The organism is Neobacillus sp. NRS-1170, assembly GCF_050468025.1.
Window position 1 is genome coordinate 171,796 of sequence record NZ_JBITPF010000011.1, and the last position, 17,073, is coordinate 188,868.

14 protein-coding genes are annotated in these 17,073 nt (G+C 40.9%); 1 reads left to right on the forward strand and 13 read right to left on the reverse strand.

All coding sequences use genetic code 11. The features are described from left to right. Nucleotides 1-8: 8 nt before the first annotated feature. Together ACIFOT_RS04450 and ACIFOT_RS04455 are read right to left on the reverse strand one after the other, a co-directional pair. On the reverse strand, nucleotides 9-2,366 hold the full coding sequence (locus ACIFOT_RS04450; protein ID WP_430062136.1) for an FdhF/YdeP family oxidoreductase: 2,358 nt from the start codon (nucleotides 2,364-2,366) through the stop codon (nucleotides 9-11). 371 nt (nucleotides 2,367-2,737) lie between these two features. Then, a complete protein-coding gene (locus tag ACIFOT_RS04455; RefSeq protein WP_335716408.1) occupies nucleotides 2,738-3,697 on the reverse strand; it encodes an aldolase catalytic domain-containing protein in 960 nt (319 codons plus the stop codon). Nucleotides 3,698-4,491: 794 nt separating this feature from the next. Between ACIFOT_RS04455 and ACIFOT_RS04460 the strand changes: the two genes are divergently transcribed. After that, nucleotides 4,492-4,800: a fibronectin type III domain-containing protein gene (locus tag ACIFOT_RS04460; RefSeq protein WP_430062294.1), complete on the forward strand. Its 309-nt coding sequence runs from the start codon at nucleotides 4,492-4,494 to the stop codon at nucleotides 4,798-4,800. 245 nt (nucleotides 4,801-5,045) lie between these two features. Here ACIFOT_RS04460 and ACIFOT_RS04465 read toward each other — a convergent pair whose 3' ends face one another. The 11 genes from ACIFOT_RS04465 to ACIFOT_RS04515 all read right to left on the reverse strand — a co-directional run bounded on the left by ACIFOT_RS04465 (nucleotide 5,046) and on the right by ACIFOT_RS04515 (nucleotide 17,048). Further along, nucleotides 5,046-5,177 carry a hypothetical protein gene (locus ACIFOT_RS04465; protein WP_430062139.1) on the reverse strand — a complete coding sequence of 44 codons (132 nt, stop codon included), beginning with the start codon at nucleotides 5,175-5,177 and terminating at the stop codon, nucleotides 5,046-5,048. Nucleotides 5,178-5,306: 129 nt separating this feature from the next. Then, nucleotides 5,307-6,503, reverse strand: a complete 1,197-nt coding sequence (locus ACIFOT_RS04470; protein WP_430062142.1) for an ATP-binding protein — start codon at nucleotides 6,501-6,503, stop codon at nucleotides 5,307-5,309. 34 nt (nucleotides 6,504-6,537) lie between these two features. Next, the gene (locus ACIFOT_RS04475; RefSeq protein WP_430062146.1) at nucleotides 6,538-7,728 is read right to left on the reverse strand and encodes an NAD(P)-dependent malic enzyme; all 1,191 of its coding nucleotides are present in this window, start codon (nucleotides 7,726-7,728) and stop codon (nucleotides 6,538-6,540) included. Nucleotides 7,729-7,814: 86 nt separating this feature from the next. Continuing rightward, nucleotides 7,815-8,000, reverse strand: coding sequence for a hypothetical protein (locus tag ACIFOT_RS04480; RefSeq protein WP_430062152.1), 186 nt, complete (start codon nucleotides 7,998-8,000; stop codon nucleotides 7,815-7,817). 136 nt (nucleotides 8,001-8,136) lie between these two features. Beyond that, nucleotides 8,137-9,105, reverse strand: coding sequence for an electron transfer flavoprotein subunit alpha/FixB family protein (locus tag ACIFOT_RS04485; RefSeq protein ID WP_430062155.1), 969 nt, complete (start codon nucleotides 9,103-9,105; stop codon nucleotides 8,137-8,139). 22 nt (nucleotides 9,106-9,127) lie between these two features. Further along, nucleotides 9,128-9,886, reverse strand: a complete 759-nt coding sequence (locus tag ACIFOT_RS04490; protein ID WP_430062158.1) for an electron transfer flavoprotein subunit beta/FixA family protein — start codon at nucleotides 9,884-9,886, stop codon at nucleotides 9,128-9,130. Nucleotides 9,887-9,891: 5 nt separating this feature from the next. After that, nucleotides 9,892-10,548, reverse strand: a complete 657-nt coding sequence (locus tag ACIFOT_RS04495; protein ID WP_430062161.1) for an enoyl-CoA hydratase/isomerase family protein — start codon at nucleotides 10,546-10,548, stop codon at nucleotides 9,892-9,894. A gap of 24 nt (nucleotides 10,549-10,572) precedes the next feature. Continuing rightward, nucleotides 10,573-12,123 carry an acyl-CoA carboxylase subunit beta gene (locus ACIFOT_RS04500; protein WP_430062164.1) on the reverse strand — a complete coding sequence of 517 codons (1,551 nt, stop codon included), beginning with the start codon at nucleotides 12,121-12,123 and terminating at the stop codon, nucleotides 10,573-10,575. After that, on the reverse strand, nucleotides 12,107-13,168 hold the full coding sequence (gene meaB, locus ACIFOT_RS04505) for a methylmalonyl Co-A mutase-associated GTPase MeaB (protein ID WP_430062167.1): 1,062 nt from the start codon (nucleotides 13,166-13,168) through the stop codon (nucleotides 12,107-12,109). Before meaB ends, ACIFOT_RS04500 begins: the two co-directional genes overlap by 17 nt. Beyond that, a complete protein-coding gene (scpA, locus tag ACIFOT_RS04510; protein ID WP_430062170.1) occupies nucleotides 13,168-15,324 on the reverse strand; it encodes a methylmalonyl-CoA mutase in 2,157 nt (718 codons plus the stop codon). Before scpA ends, meaB begins: the two co-directional genes overlap by 1 nt. Further along, the gene (locus ACIFOT_RS04515; RefSeq protein WP_430062173.1) at nucleotides 15,321-17,048 is read right to left on the reverse strand and encodes an acyl-CoA mutase large subunit family protein; all 1,728 of its coding nucleotides are present in this window, start codon (nucleotides 17,046-17,048) and stop codon (nucleotides 15,321-15,323) included. The genes scpA and ACIFOT_RS04515 overlap by 4 nt, the downstream gene beginning before the upstream one ends. Between the last annotated feature and the right edge of the window lie 25 nt (nucleotides 17,049-17,073).

The following is a 17,073-nucleotide window of genomic DNA, read 5'->3' on the forward strand; positions in this document are numbered from 1 at the left end:
TATTAGCATTAACCTACTTCTGTTTCCAGGTCGGGAATTGGATTTTCAACGTAATCTGTATCTTTTCTAGCATTATATCTCTCTGCTTTTTCAACATAAACCGTGATATTGTAATCCGGAATTCCGGCAAATTTCTCATACCGGCCGCGCGGGAGCAAGAAGTTTCCTTCCGGGAAGTGAACTTCAATATTCCCTGGTGCAATTTCAACAAATTTTGCTTTGCCCTGGAATACGCCAAAACCGTTATATACAACAATTCCTTCACCTTCCGCGATGCTCAGCTTTTTGGCATCAGCAGCATTCATGAGAACGTCATACCGGCCAGCACCGTTTAACGGATCCACTTCGTTATAAACCATTGAATTAAACTGCTTGCCGCGGCGGGAAGTGACGATAAATTGTTCAGGTTTTTTATTTAAATCTGGAATCTCAACTGGAATCAATGTTCCCTTTCCATCAGAGGTCGGACAAATCCCGTCCTCACATAACCATGCGCCGCCCCACTGGAAGGAGTCTCCCTGTTTTTTCAAGTGTTGGATGCCTTCATAATCAGGATTTGCTTTCCCGATTTCCTTCCGGACGGCATACCCATTGGCAAAATTAATCAAATGAGCAGATTCGGGTTTGACACGCTTGGCAAGATCAATATAAATTTTCCATTCTGCTCTTGCTTCTTCGATTCTATTTTTATTGCCGGGAATCTCAGGCGAGAAATATACCATCCGTTCCGTTGATGTACTCGTGCCGCCATCCTCCTGCTCGTATCGTGTTTTTGCCGGCAATACGATAACCGCCTCTTTAGCATCAACTAAGGTCGAGGTGTTTAAGATAATGTCCTGGTGAACACGTACCTCCAATTCAGATAATGCTTTTTCAATAAAATCAGGGTCTGGCATCGTTTCTAAAAAGTTCCCACCGGATAAGTAATACAGCTTGATTTTTCGCTCGTGATCATCCGGGAGCACGATGTTTTCCAGTGTTACCCCCACTATATCTCCCTGCCACTTTGGAAGTTCAAATCCCCAAAGCTTTTCGATTCTTTCTGCGTTAGTCGAATCCCAGCCGCCGCCAGGTAATACGAATGGGTCTGCACCCATCTCTCCGCTTCCTTGTACACTAGAGTGACCCCGGAACGGCATCAGACCGGCATGCTTTCTTCCAAGATGTCCCCGAAGCAGAGCCAGGTTTGCCACTTGAGAGATATTGTCTGTTGCAAAGGAATGCATTGTAAGCCCAAGTGCCCATGCATACACAGCATTCTTGCTTTTGGCTAAAAGCTCTGCCAGTCCTATAATTCGTTCCTTTGGAACACCTGAGGATTCAACGATGGATTCCCAGCTTTGTTCTTGAACCTTTACCTTTAGCTCTTCATAGCCATGTACATGAGCCTCAATAAACTTACGATTAATCGCTGAGCCATATTTGTCCTCTTCCATTGAAAACCAATGTTTCATAATCCCATGCATGAAGGCGATATCACCGCCAATGTTGACTTGATAGAAATCATCCGCGATTTTTGTTCCAAACAATGCCGATTCCGGGTTTGAAGGAATCCAATATTGATCCATCGCTGGCTCCCGATACGGGTTTACGACAATGATTTTGGTTCCTTTTTTCTTGGCCTCAAGCATATATTTGGAGGATACAGGGGAGGAATTCGATGCAACACTTCCCCAAAATAACAAGACATCAGTGCCAATCCAATCTAAATAATTGCAGGTGGAAGCTCCTACTCCTATGGAACGCTTTAAAGCAGTTTTACTTGGTGCATGACATATCCGGGATGCATTATCGATATGATTGGTTCCGAGAAAACGGGCCACCTTCCCTGCCACATAATAGCTTTCATTTGTAATCCCGCGTGCCGTCAGATAAAAAGCATATTGTTTTGGATTTAACTTTCGCATTTTCAGCGCAATCATTTCCATCGCTTGATCCCATGAGAGACGCGAAAATGTTCGTTCCCCTTTTCTCCGAATTAACGGATATGGGATACGTCCGAGCTTTCGAAGCTCAGTACTGTCAAATTTTTTTAATTCGTCAATGTCTGCATGAAGAATTTCCGGCTTAATCGCTGGCATCGTATTGAGCCTTAACACATTTAAGCGGGTTGTACAAACATGCGGCCCTGTTAATGTCTGGTCATATAAGCCGGAAACGCCAAGCGCACAGCCATCACAAACCCCTTTGGTGATAATATTGGCTGCATAACCGAAATTATCTTTATTCTCCCAAACGACTTTCATAGTATCGCGAATATGTTTTGGTTTTAATTTACCCAGCCCAAACGGAATGGGACTTACCCAGTGTTTTGGTGCCGGCACCATTGATTTTTTCTGTGGCCCCGGATGCAATGTTTTCCCCATGATCCGCTCCCCCTCTAATATTCTAAATTCCAAGAAAAAACCACCAGGGAAAGAATTCATCGCATAAGAGGATGAATGCTCCAAGGTGGTTAGCCTCTAACAGGTCGCTGCCAACTACCAACAAACTGTCATTCGGTAAAAGTCTTAATTAAATTTATTCACTAAACTCCTATGCTTCCAGTTAAATTTGAAAATAATAAGTCTTCTTAAAATTCACAACTTGTTCACAATTGATGGTTTTTATAATACCATGGAAGCGGATTCAATTCAAGACATAAACAAAACTCGCTCACTTGAACTGCTCCCATCATTGTTAGAATGAGACCAACAAGTTGAGGCAGTTCAAGATTGGCGAGTTTTTCATTTTCGACCTATTTTAAATTTGGAGCCAGAGCAACCTCGGGTGATGTTACCTTATCATAAAAATCAACAAATTTATCACGGTCTTCGCTATCCCGATACGCCATTGCGACACGTGGATGCTCATTTAGTACACCAGAAATCATATAAGGAATGATGTAGCCCCACTCCCACTGTTGGCGCATTTCCAACATATGCTTCTCAATTATGCCAAGAACTGGCTTAAGCTCATAGCTTGGTTTTTGAATGTAGCTGACAAGAAGCTCTGTGTTACAGTTACCGGCAGCACGCCCCATGCCATATACGGAAGAATCCAAAAATGTAACGCCATTTCGAATTGCAGTCAAAGTATTAGCGAATGCCAGCTGCATGTTGTTATGGGTATGGATACCCAGCTGCTTGTTAGGAATCAACTCTTTGAACTTTTTCACCTGGTGGTCGATATCAACGGGATCTAAGCTTCCGAAAGAATCAACAATGTAAACAACATCGACAGGACTCTCTTTCACCAATTGAAACGCTTTAATCAGCTGTTGTTCCGGTACACTGGATAGCGCCATGATGTTTAAGGAAGTCTCATAGCCCAAATCATGAAACATTTGAACAAGCTCTAAGCCTTTATCTACTTCGCGGATATAGCAGGCTACCCGAATCATATCTAAAACGCTTTGCTCCCGCGGCAGAATGTCATTTGGATCAACACGCCCGATGTCTACTAAAGCAGAAAGCTTGGTAAACTTTTTCTCAGGAATAATTTCTTTTAGGAAATTATCGTCTAGAAATCTCCATGGATTTGGCTCAGTCGCTTTAAGAAGCTTTGGAGAATTTTTGTAGCCGATCTCCATGTATTCAACACCGGCTTCACTAAGTCCATTATACAAATCTTGAACAAATTCGACACTGAAGTCCCAATTGTTAACCAAGCCTCCGTCTCGAATAGTACAGTCTAATATTTTGGTGCGTTGTTCCATGATCGTTTTTCCCCCTGTTTCCATCAATTAAGAATATCATTTTTAACTTTCATGCTTTTAAGTACTAAAATAACTTATGGTGTTTATATCATAGTTTGTTCAGATAAGTCAATCTATTAACCAAAAATACTCCCTCTGAATCTAGTGTTATGTGTAATGGAATAAAAAACTGACCATCATTTTGAGCAGTTCCATTCTATTAATTATTATAATTAATCCGCCAACTGCAGCTTAATCTCGATCAACGTTCCTTTAATCACCTTACTAGCATATAAATAGTCATTTTTGGGTGATTCAATAATAATTCGTGTGTTTAACTCATTAGCCAATAGCAGTATAAAGTTTGCTAAGATTTAACTTAATAGCAGAATTAAATGCTTCTAGCAAATGTTCAGTGCTTAGGTTTAATATAGTATTTTCCGTATTTTTTAGAATCCCTTAAAATTTATTTATCATTTTGTAATTATTATTATCAGAACTGAACCTAACTCTTGATCAAATATTAATAAGAGGTGATTGAAATGGATAACCATCTTCAGCATCATTTGATATCCGCTTTTTGAAAATTGGCCAGTTGGTCAATAGTGGCGTTCTGTAAATTGGTTGTGGGGCTGGTAAGGGTCAGCGAGTCGCTCCTGTTGGATATACGACAGTTGGAACCACATTAGTTCCACTTACGGTCCTATAGAATTTGCTGTCCCATTACAAGCTGTTCGTCAGAAATAATAAGATTTGACCATGTTTACTTACATTTTTAACAGTGGGAACCATTTGTTTTCCCACTGTTAAACAAAATTAATCCTTCTAATGTTTTATTAAACTGGGAGTCTCAGGACAGGACGAATAACTATCATGTGATAATAGCAACCGACTCTAGCTTTAATCATATAGTCTCTGATCAAACAGTTACTTCGTCGACAATCATATTAGATAAACTAAAGCCGGATACACACTACTACTGGAAAGTGACCTCCGTATCAAGCGGAAAAGAAAAACAAATCGGCATGTATTCTTTTTCAACAAAAATAACAACCATACCAGCCGCACCAATTCACTCTTTTAATCTTTATAAAACTATTTGGAATTGCAAAGAAAAAATATAAACGCACTGGAAAGTCTGTCTCTGTAAACGTTCAGATTGATTACCTGAGGCGCATTCAGAATCTTCTAAAAAGGGATCAAAAGACCGATTCTTGAATGGGAATAGGTCTAATCGTCAATATTTGAAAGACTTTGGAATCAATTCAAATTGTTCCTCAGCAGTTAATTCTTTGTTTCTTTATACCCGCACACATATCATATCCCTTTTTCCTTAAAATGACTTAGGATACCTGTGATAACCAAACAATCATTTATCCATAATATAAGATTCTATAATCAGTACAAGTTCCTCAATAATATCGTTTAAATTCATCATGCTTGTATCTTTCCTTAGAATTTTAGTAGTTTTTAAAAGCAAAATTTCTTCTTGCTCACTCATAAAAATGCCCCTATTCTTAAATAGATGATGATGTTTTACCACGGAAAGCACCTATTTACTCATATGTGTAATTTACACATATTTAACCCTATTTCTACAATATATGTAAAATACATTTATAATACATATTCAACTCGCTAACGGTAAGGTAATCTCAATTAGAGTTCCTTCGTTCAGTTTACTTTGATAGGAAATTCTCCCATTATGCTGTTTAATAATTTTATGACAGATCATTAATCCAAGTCCAGTTCCCTTTTCTTTCAAGGTGTAAAACGGCTCTCCTAACCGTGGAATAAGTTCTTCAGGTATGCCGCATCCGTGGTCCTTAAAGGAAATCATACACTCACCATCAGTATTCTTCCTGACATTAATATGAATCTCTCCGCCTTCAATCATTGCTTCCGAACTGTTCCGTATTAAATTGAGGAAAACCTGCTTTAATTGATTCTTCTCACCAATTACAAAAATGGCCGAGTCTTCTATACTTAATTTAAAATGAATATTATTCATCTTGGATTGAGGAGAAATTAAATTAAGGCTGTTTTTTATTAATTCACATACATTCAATCGAATTAGTTGGATTGCTTGTGGTTTTCCCAATGAAAGAAGTTCGCTTGTAATGGTTTCAATACGTTCCAGTTCACTAAGCAGCAGCTCCGAAATTTCACTACGATTTTTTTCCTTATGATAAAGTTGTATAAACCCTTTTATGGTAGTTAGCGGATTCCTTATTTCATGTGCTACTCCAGCAGCTAATTCACCAACTATAGATAGTTTTTCAGATTGAATAATCATTTCTTCTGATTTTTTACGTTCAGTGATATCCCGACTTATAAGTACGAAATGTTCAATAGATTCGTCTCCCCCTTTAACAGGAATACAACGAGACTCTAAATCTATAAATTCCCCATTTTGGTGCTGTAATCTGCATTCAATCGTATAAGGATCTTTTTTTTCAAGCATCTTATTCATTGTTTTCCTTATTATATCTATATCATCCGGATGAATTACCTTAGATAATTCTGTACTCTCCAGTTCGGAAACCTCGTATCCCAATACATATTTATGAGAAGGTGATAGATATCGAATCGAAAAATCTTTATCCATCACCATGATCAGGTCTGAAGTATTCTCAGCTATAAGTCGGTAGTTTGCTTCACTGCCTTCCACCATCCTATTCATTTGTAACAATTTGTTGTTTAATCTATATAAATTGATATTTGCCATCAATAGTAAGACAGCGAGCATCATTCCAAGTAAACTAAAAATGTAATACTCAAATTGCCTAAAAAATATCAGGTAAAGAACATCTTTTGAAAAGATCAACCAAGCTCCCTCCGCTAATAAATGAAATGGATTTCTACACTTTTAACATTTTTCGGGAAACGCCTGTTTCCATCGCAGCTTTAGCAACATCTGCTGAAACTTGCGATACTACCCGGCGGTCAAATGGATTTGGAATGACATAATCTGCTTGAAGTTCTTCCTTGGAAATCAATTCAGCGATTGCATTAACGACTGCTAGTTTCATTTCTTCATTGATTTCCTTTGCCTGAATGTCTAAAGCTCCTCGAAAGATGCCTGGAAAGGCCAATACGTTATTGATCTGATTAGCGAAATCCGATCGTCCAGTGCCGACTACTAGTGCACCAGCTTCTTTTGCATCCTCCGGCAGTATTTCAGGCACCGGATTTGCCATCGCAAATATGATGGAGTTTTCCTTCATAGAACGAACCATTTCTTTGGTAACGGCACCTGCAGCAGATACACCAACAAACACATCTGCCCCAACTAGTGCATCCGCTAGGGTACCCTGCTTTTGCTCCGTATTCGTGATGCACGCCAGCTCTTCTTTAAATTTATTCATTCCAGTTAAGCGGCCTTTAAAAATGATTCCCTTTGTATCACACAGGATGACATCTTTTACACCCATATGAAGGAAAAGTTTGACGATTGCTACACCTGCGGCACCCGCACCATTCACCACTACACGAATATCTTCAATTTTTTTATTTGCGAGATTAAGAGCGTTGATTAACCCGGCTGCAGTCACAATGGCAGTACCATGTTGATCATCGTGAAAAATTGGGATTTCACAAGATGCTCGTAACCTCTCTTCAATTTCGAAACATTGAGGCGCAGCAATGTCTTCTAAATTTACTCCCCCAAAAGTTGGCTCTAGCAGTTTCACAATCTCAACAATTTTATCTGGGTTAGTGGTGTCTAAGCAGATCGGGAATGCATCAACATCGGCAAATGATTTGAATAATAATGCTTTCCCTTCCATAACAGGCATGGCCGCTTTTGGGCCAATATTCTCAAGACCTAGTACAGCCGACCCGTCTGAAACAACAGCCACAAGATTTCCCTTCATAGTGTAATCATATACTTTGTTTTCATCTTCATATATGTCCATGCAGGGCTCTGCCACACCAGGAGAATAGGCGAGACTTAAATCACTAGCATCCTTTATATCTACTTTAGAGTAAACACCAAGTTTTCCTCGGTTATCTTTATTCATTTTTAATGCTTTTTCACGTAAAGTTTGCATTTAAAACCTCTCCCCTTGTTGAAATTAAGGGCATAGTGCTAGAAGGTTCAGCTTTTTTCAGTTTAGGGCATTTCCTTACTTAAACACTAGTAATGATCATTTTTCTTTTTTAAATTGTCCGTTATATTTTCTCCGAAATATCGATTATATAAATCATATAATTGATTCCGATATTCACTTACACTGTGATGATGATTTCCATATTGCTTTCTGGCTGCAGTCATATTTTTTTTTATCGTTTCAAATTCTTCTACCATTTTTCTTAATAACAAAATGGTAACCCCCTTATTTTTGAAACCTAGTCACCGTCCAGCCTTGTTATATCGCAACTCTATTAAAAATTTTCAAACCCCACTTTTGAATGCGTTTTCAATTATTCATTTATTTTGAGTATAGATTTCAATATTTTTAAGAGTTTACCAATACTTTTTTGAATTCTTCGGTAAGAAGTGGAATTACTTCAAATAAATCACCAACAATACCAAAGTCCGCTATTTGAAAGATTGGTGCCTCAGGATCTTTGTTTATTGCTACTACAACCTTAGAATTGGACATCCCAGCCAAATGCTGAATGGCACCTGATATCCCGCAGGCAATGTATAAATCAGGGGTTACCACTTTTCCCGTCTGTCCAATTTGCAAAGAGTAATCGCAGTATTCTGCATCACATGCACCACGGGATGCTCCTACTGCACCGCCAAGAACCTCCGCAAGTTCCTGAAGCGGTTTAAAACCATCGGCTGATTTAACCCCGCGGCCTCCTGAGATAACAATCTTCGCCTCTGATAAATCGACACCACCTGTGGTTTTTCGGACTACTTCCTTCACTATTGTACGCAGGTCTTTAAGTTCAACATTAAAACGGACAATTTCAATCGTACCGTCAACTTCATTCAAGGGAATATTATTTGGTCGCACGGTTGCAAATGGGATACCAGAAACAACTTTCTTTTTCTGAAACGCTTTGCCTGAGTAAATAGGATGTGTAAAGAGTACATCACCATTTTCTATCTGAACATCAATAATATCCGAGACAAGACCAAGTCCAAAACGAGCCGCAAGGCGCGGTGCTAGATCTTTCCCGATTGCAGTATGTGGAAATAAAATTGCATCTGGCTCAACATCATCTATTACTTGGCGTAATGCTTGAGAATATCCATCTGTTGTATAAACGTCCAGTTCTGTGTTGCCAATAATATATACTTTATTTGCACCATGTTTCCCTAAAACTTTGGCATAATGAGTCGCATCACTACCTATTGCAATCGCAATAATTTCTCCGCCTTCAGCAATCCGCTGCGCAGCTGTTAACACCTCAAGTGAAACCCCTCTTAAATTTCCGGCTTTTGCTTCTGTTAATACTAGAACTTTTCTCATATGCTCTCATCCTCCTAAGTTATTAAATTACCTTCGCTTCACTTCGTAGTAGTGCGGCTAGTTCAGAAACTTGATCTTTGATATCCCCGTTTAGGATACGACCTGCTTTCTTTTTTTGTGGAAAAAACGTCTCGGTGACAACCGTTTTTACTTCTATATCTTCATCAACATCTAAATCCTCTGGCTCTAAATGCTCGATTGGCTTTTTCTTCGCTTTCATAATCCCAGGCAAGGAAGGATAACGAGGTTCATTTAACCCTTGTTGTGCTGTTATCAGAACTGGAAGAGGAACTTGTATCACCTCTTTATCTCCTTCTACGTCCCGTTCAATAATGGCATTATTTCCCTCTATGTCCAGTTTCGTAATCGTCGTTGCCTGGGCTATGTCAAGTTCTTCAGCGAGACGTGGACCAATTTGTCCTGAACCATAATCCACGGCTACATTTCCGCATAGTATGATGTCAAATTCACGTTTTTTAATAGCTGCCGCAAGGATTTTGGCAGTACCGTATTCATCAAGATCATCGCTTTCAATCAGGACTGCTTTATCCGTCCCCATGGCCAGTGCTGTCCGCAGCGCATTTTCAGCGCGTTCCGGTCCAGCTGTTATAACGGTGACCTCACCGCCGTGCTCATCTCGCAGTTTAATCGCTTCCTCAATAGCATATTCATCATAAGGATTGATGATAAAATTTACCCCATCTTCACAGATACTGCCATTTTGAATCACAATTTTTTCTTCCGTATCAAACGTTTGTTTCAACATAACTAATATGTTCATTTATCCTATATCTCCTTAATAAGTTCATTTTTTTTTGAACTGCTCTGCTTGAACCGCTTCCCCGCTTTAATCATTTTTCCTAACTGGTTATTAACAAATTTTTCCACAACTATTTCTTCATTGAATAGAGGTGGAGCACTGATTAATTGGTCAACAATCCCGATCTTTTTTGCTTCAATTCCCCCATAAATTTGCCTAAATACCCTTACTTCTTTTGCTTTTTCATATCCAATCAACGATTTCAAGGTAGCCTCACTATCCTTTGTTCGAATGGCCCCATTTGAAAAACCAAACCTTGCTGATTTCGTTGCGACACGATAATCACAGGCAAGAGCCATTTCGAACCCCTCACCTGTCGCATATCCAGAAATAATCGCGATAGACGGAAAAGACTGTTCTTTCATTGTTTGAACTGCTTTTTCGAGGAGTTGACTTTTTAAAGATCCATCCGCATGATCCCCCCGTTCTAATTCACTTGTTGCAAAGGTAATCTCACTCGTACTCATTACAACTATTGCTTCAACCGATTTTTCCAATTCAATCTCTTTTAAACAGAGATTCAAATCAAATAAAAATTCAACATTTACGACATTGGCAGGAGAATTGCTAAACCTTAGGATGGCAATCTTCCCCTGCTTCACCCAACTTACCAATGGAGACATGGTAATCCTCCCATAATAGATTCCTTACAACGGAATATTCCCGTGTTTTTTTTGCGGTCTAGTTTCTTTTTTTGTTTTTAGCATTTCTAAAGTTTGTAAAAGCACTTTTCGTGTATCCCGTGGATCGATCACGTCATCGACCATCCCGTGAGATGCCGCCACATAAGGGTTGGCAAACTTGTTACGATATTCTTCTATTTTTTCTGCTCGTGTTTCTACTGGATTGTTGCTTTGGTTAATTTCCTTAGCAAAAATGATATTTGCTGCTCCTTCCGGACCCATAACGGCGATTTCTGAATTTGGCCAGGCATAGACAATATCCGCTCCGATTGATTTTGAATTCATCGCCACATAGGCACCGCCAAATGCCTTTCGAAGAATAACCGTTATTTTTGGAACGGTTGCTTCGGAATAGGCGTATAGAATTTTGGCTCCATGACGAATGATTCCTCCATGCTCCTGATTGACCCCCGGGAAAAAGCCAGTAACGTCTTCAAACGTGATAATCGGAATATTGAAAGAGTCACAGAATCGAATAAATCTAGCCGTCTTATCTGAAGAGTTAATATCCAGTCCGCCCGCCATAACTTTAGGCTGATTGGCAACAATCCCAACACTGTTTCCAGCCATTCGTCCAAAACCAACGACAATGTTTTTGGCATAATCTTTCTGCACTTCCATGAACTCTCCACGATCCAATACTTGTTCTATAACCTTTCGAATGTCATATACTTTCGTTCCATTGAGAGGTACCAGGTCAAGCAAATCCTCCCGCCAATCATCGTCTTCCCTGCATTCCTGAGACGGAGACTTCTCCAGATTATTTTGAGGCAGCAATGAAATTAATCTTCGTACATCTTCCAAAACCTCTGGTTCAGAATCTGCGGTAAAATGGGCGCATCCGCTAATGGAGGAATGTACCTTCGCCCCGCCAAGATTCTCAGCAGAAATATTTTCCCCTGTTACCGTTTCAATGACCTTTGGTCCTGTAATAAACATTTGACTGGTTTTTTCCACCATAAACACAAAATCTGTAATCGCTGGAGAATAAACGGCCCCGCCTGCACAAGGACCCATAATCACAGAGATTTGCGGGATAACCCCTGAATAGATTGCATTTCGATAAAAGATTTGGCCGTATCCGTCTAAAGAGACTACTCCTTCTTGAATCCTTGCGCCGCCAGAATCATTTAAACCAATGATCGGTGCCCCATTTTTGGCAGCCAAATCCATAATTTTGCAAATCTTAGTGGCGTGCATCTCTCCCAATGCTCCGCCAAAAACAGTAAAGTCCTGGGCAAATACATAGACAAGGCGGCCATGGATTTTTCCGTACCCCGTTACAACCCCTTCTCCCGGAGCATCTGATCGATCCATTCCAAAGTTAGTGGCACGGTGCTGTATGAATGGATTTAATTCCACAAAAGAATGATCATCGAGCAATAAATCAATCCGTTCCCTTGCTGTTAGTTTTCCGCGATTATGCTGAATCTCAATTCGGTCGCCGCCGCCGCCAAGCTCAATCTTACTCTTCCGATCCCATAAATCATGAAGTTTCTCATAAACTGTGCTCATTGGTTCTCTCCACTTCCTCTCTCGATGACTTTGTAGGTGATGTACTGTTTTCGAAAATTTCTAATAATTTTACCGCTGCATTTGTCGCCGTTAATGACCCCTTTTCGACAGATTTTTCGATCTCTGGAGTACACAGTAACACTTCAGCATTCTTATAAAAACTAGCTCTCAGATGTTCCTCGACCATGCTATATATCCAATCCAACTTTTGTTTTTTTCTACGTTCATGAAAATATCCGGACGAAATGGTATTTTGACGAAACGACCTGATCATGGACCAAATGTCTTCTAACCCTTCCCCATTCAGGGCAGAACAAGTATTGGCTTGACTAATCCAGCCCGGCGTCGCCGGCTCTAAAAAGTGCAAAATACGGTTAAATTCCGTCTTGACATTGGCTGCTTTCATTTTGTTGTCACCGTCTGCCTTATTAACCACGATGGCATCCGCTAATTCCACAACCCCCTTTTTCATCCCCTGCAATTCATCGCCGGCACCAGTAATTAATACGAGTAAGAAAAAATCTACCATTGATCGGACCGTTACTTCACTTTGACCTACCCCAACCGTTTCTACTAAAATCACATCGTAACAGGCTGCCTCACACAACAGCATCGCTTCCCTTGTTTTACGGGCAATTCCTCCTAGGTTACCCCCGGAAGCAGAAGGCCGGATAAAGGCATTGGGATTCTTTGATAAGGAGTCCATCCTGGTCTTATCGCCCAAAATACTGCCTTTTGTCCTGGTGCTGCTAGGATCTATAGCTAACACCGCCACTCGATAACCGAGTTGACACAACATATTCCCAAGTGACTCTATTAAAGTACTTTTCCCTGCTCCAGGGACACCTGTAATTCCAATCCTGATGGAGCGTCCAGTCTTTGGAAGCAACCTTGTCAAAAGGTTCTGGGCGGTTTCCTTATGGGCAGGCAAATTACTTTCTATTAAGGTAATCGCCTGGGCAAGAATTGCCCGGTCCCCTTGCATAATCCCTCTTTCGTAGTCATCCACTGTTAAACCTTTTCGTCGTTTTACCGGTAGCACCATTAGTTCGTATCCTCAAGTCGACGATTGATTTCTTCCAACACTTTTTGAGCTGCAACTGGAATAACGGTACCAGGACCAAAGATAGCTGCTGCACCATTTTCCTGTAAAAATTCATAATCCTGTGCAGGAATAACGCCGCCTGCGACAATGACGATGTCTTCCCGGCCCAAATTTCTCAATTCAGCCACGAGTTTAGGCAGCAGGGTTTTATGTCCGCCTGCCAAGGAACTCATCCCGATGACATGAACATCATTTTCCACTGCCTGAAGGGCCGTTTCCTCTGGTGTTTGGAAAAGGGGACCAATGTCCACATCAAAACCCAGATCAGCAAAAGCAGTAGCAATCACCTTCGCCCCGCGATCATGTCCATCCTGACCGAGCTTGGCAATCATGATTCTTGGCCGGCGTCCTTCCCGGGCTTCAAAGTCATCAGCCTGCTTCCTTACGATTTCCATTTCATGCTTTTCGCCATATTCGGCGCTATATACTCCATTGATCGAGCGAATCACCGCTTTATGACGTCCTACCACCTTTTCATATGCATCGGATATCTCCCCTAGGCTTGCTCTTGCCCTAGCGGCCTCAATGGCCAAAGCTAATAAATTTCCTTCACCTGTTTCTGCTGATTTGGTAATCGCCTCTAGTGCTGCCTGTACTTTTGCTTCATCCCGGTTAACACGCAACTCCTCCAGGCGCTTGATTTGCGCTGCTCGGACGGTAGTATTATCCACTTCAAGCACATCGATGGGATCTTCTTTCTCTAATCGATATTTATTCACCCCGATAATCGTTTCTTTCCCAGAGTCAATCTGGGCTTGACGTCTTGCTGCTGCCTCTTCAATCCGCATCTTTGGCAGCCCGGTTTCAATTGCTTTTGCCATTCCCCCCAGTGACTCCACCTCTTGAATATGTTCCCAGGCTTTGTGTGCTAATTCATGTGTTAATGATTCTACATAATATGATCCGCCCCAAGGGTCAACCACATTGCAAATTCCCGTTTCCTCTTGAAGATAAAGCTGCGTATTACGTGCAATCCCTGCAGAAAAATCTGTTGGTAATGCAATCGCTTCATCCAATGCGTTTGTATGCAGGGATTGCGTATGTCCCAAGGCAGCTGCCATTGCTTCGATGCAAGTTCTCGTCACATTATTAAATGGATCCTGTTCTGTGAGGCTCCAGCCAGATGTTTGAGAATGGGTACGGAGGGCCATCGATTTTTCTTTTTTGGGATTAAACTGTTTAATCAGCTTCGCCCACAATAAACGGGCTGCCCGCATTTTGGCTACTTCCATAAAATAATTCATTCCAATTGCCCAAAAAAAGGATAACCTAGGTGCAAAAGAATCAATATCCATTCCTGCTTTTAATCCCGTCCGAACATACTCCACACCATTTGCCAAGGTATACCCTAATTCAATATCTGCAGTCGCTCCTGCTTCCTGCATATGGTACCCAGAGATACTGATACTGTTAAATTTCGGCATATGCTGAGAGGTGTAGGAAAAGATGTCTGCAATAATTCTCATCGATGCTTCCGGGGGATAAATATACGTATTGCGAACCATGTATTCTTTTAAAATATCATTTTGAATGGTCCCTGATAACTGTGATTGGTGAACACCCTGTTCCTCTGCTGCCACGATATAAAAAGCCAAAATCGGCAGTACAGCACCATTCATCGTCATCGATACTGACATTTTATCCAATGGAATGCCATCAAATAGTATTTTCATATCCAAAATCGAATCGACCGCTACCCCTGCTTTTCCGACATCTCCCTCAACACGAGGATGATCGGAATCGTAGCCCCGATGAGTAGCCAAATCAAAGGCAATCGATAGTCCCTTTTGTCCGGCAGCTAAATTCCGTCGGTAGAAGGCATTGCTTTCCTCTGCTGTAGAAAATCCTGCATATTGCCGGATGGTCCAGGGCTGGTTTACATACATCGCGGGATATGGCCCTCTTAAAAACGGGGCAATCCCAGAGACAAATCCCAAATGTTCCATACCCTTCATATCATCAGCAGTATAAAGCGGTTTCACTTTAATGTTCTCTAACTTATTCCATTCACTATCAAACTCAGTTCGTTTAGGTAGCAGGGATGCGGAAAATGTCTCGTTAAAGGGCATTTTCGTAAAATCAATTATTTTGTTCATTCAACTTCTCCTCCTTTCATACTAAATTCCTCAAACAGTTCAGCTCCGCGATGGATCCTTAATTTACGAACAAAAGGAGTTATAGAAACGGGCAGCTGTATTACTTCCATTAAATCTTCTATTGATGCACCTGTTTCTGCCGCCAGTATGGCATTTTCGAGTGAATTATTGGCGATGAAATCTTGTAATGCCTCTTTAGTAAAAAGTGAATCAACAAGTGAATTTAGTTGATCTGTATCAGGTTTTGCACTTTCCAATGTTGAGCTATGATGATCGGGGTTATGTTGCTGATTTAATAAACGACTTCCGATTGAACGCTCGCTCAATTCAGGATAGATATTGACTCCTACGAACTTATGTTTCGTTTGTTTAATATTCTCCATTTTTTCATCTGCTGTTTTAGCAACCATTTCTTGTGGAAAGCCCGCTTGGAGAGCATTATACAATCCACCCATCTCTTCCACTTTTTGAAAGAGTGCCCACGCTTTTTCTGCCAGAGAAAATGTTAATGATTCAATGTACCAAGAACCTCCCGCTGGGTCGACCACTTTTCCCAAATGGGCTTCCTTTTCTAATATAAGTTGCGTATTCCGTGCGATACGGCGAGAGAACTCATCAGACGCTCCATTCGGTTCATCAAAAGGAGAAACACTTAGACTATTAACTCCGCCAATAATTCCCCCAAAAGCTTCGATCGTACCTCTTAAAATATTTATATAAGGAGCCTGGATGGTTTTTGTCCATGCCGATGTCCGGGCATGAATAGACATCTTTTGAGAAGTTTCATTTCCGCCCAACTCCTTTACAATTCGTGCCCATACCATTCGGGCAGCCCGAAATTTAGCAATTTCCATAAAGAAATTAGAACCAATGGAAAAAGAAAAACGCATCCGTTGTGCTGCATCATCCACAGATATTTGGTAGTTTTCCAGATTTCGCAGATATTCCAGTCCTCCAGCAATAGCAAATGCCAATTCCTGAACGGCATTTCCACCCGCCTCATGATAAGGCCGGGCATCAACGATAATCGTTTGAACATGAGGCACAAATTGCTTGGACCATTTGGTTATTTCAGACATCATTTCATATGCTTGATTAATAGAATAAGGCAAGGATCCTCGCGTAACGAGCTGTCCCAATGGATCCATTCCGATGCAGCCTCTAAGTTTTTTGGGATCTTGGTGCTGCTTTTGTAAATAAGCCATAAATGAGGCGTAAAATGGAAGACCAATCAATCCTGCTTCGATAAAGACCGGAACCTCTTCCAAATTGATGTCTTGAAATGCTTTTTGAAAGTCTTGCAGCGTCGAAAGGGAAACACCCTTGTCAAAGCTTGTATTCTGATCAGACTCCAGTTCAAACCATCTTTTGTCGTCTGAGACCATATGCAGCATCGTTTGCCCTTTTTCCAAATCATGTCTTGCCGCTTTGTTAAACTCCTGAGGTGTTGAAAAGGCTAATTGCTGACAGACATCCCAGGGCTTCTCCAAATCACCCTCTGCCGTCGTTCCTCTTACAAAGGGAAATTGACCCGGCATTGTGGATAAATACGGTATATTTTCGGTATCGTTATGCCTATAAATCGGCTGAAGAGGAATACCTTCGTAGGTGTTGGTCACAAGCTTTTCCTCGATTGAGGCTCCTTTTAAGGTCTTCTCTACCGCTTCTCTCCACTGTTGAAAGGTTGGTGTTGGAAATTCTTGAAACAAAGATTTGTCTTTCATCTTATTAATCAACTCCTTTCTTTCA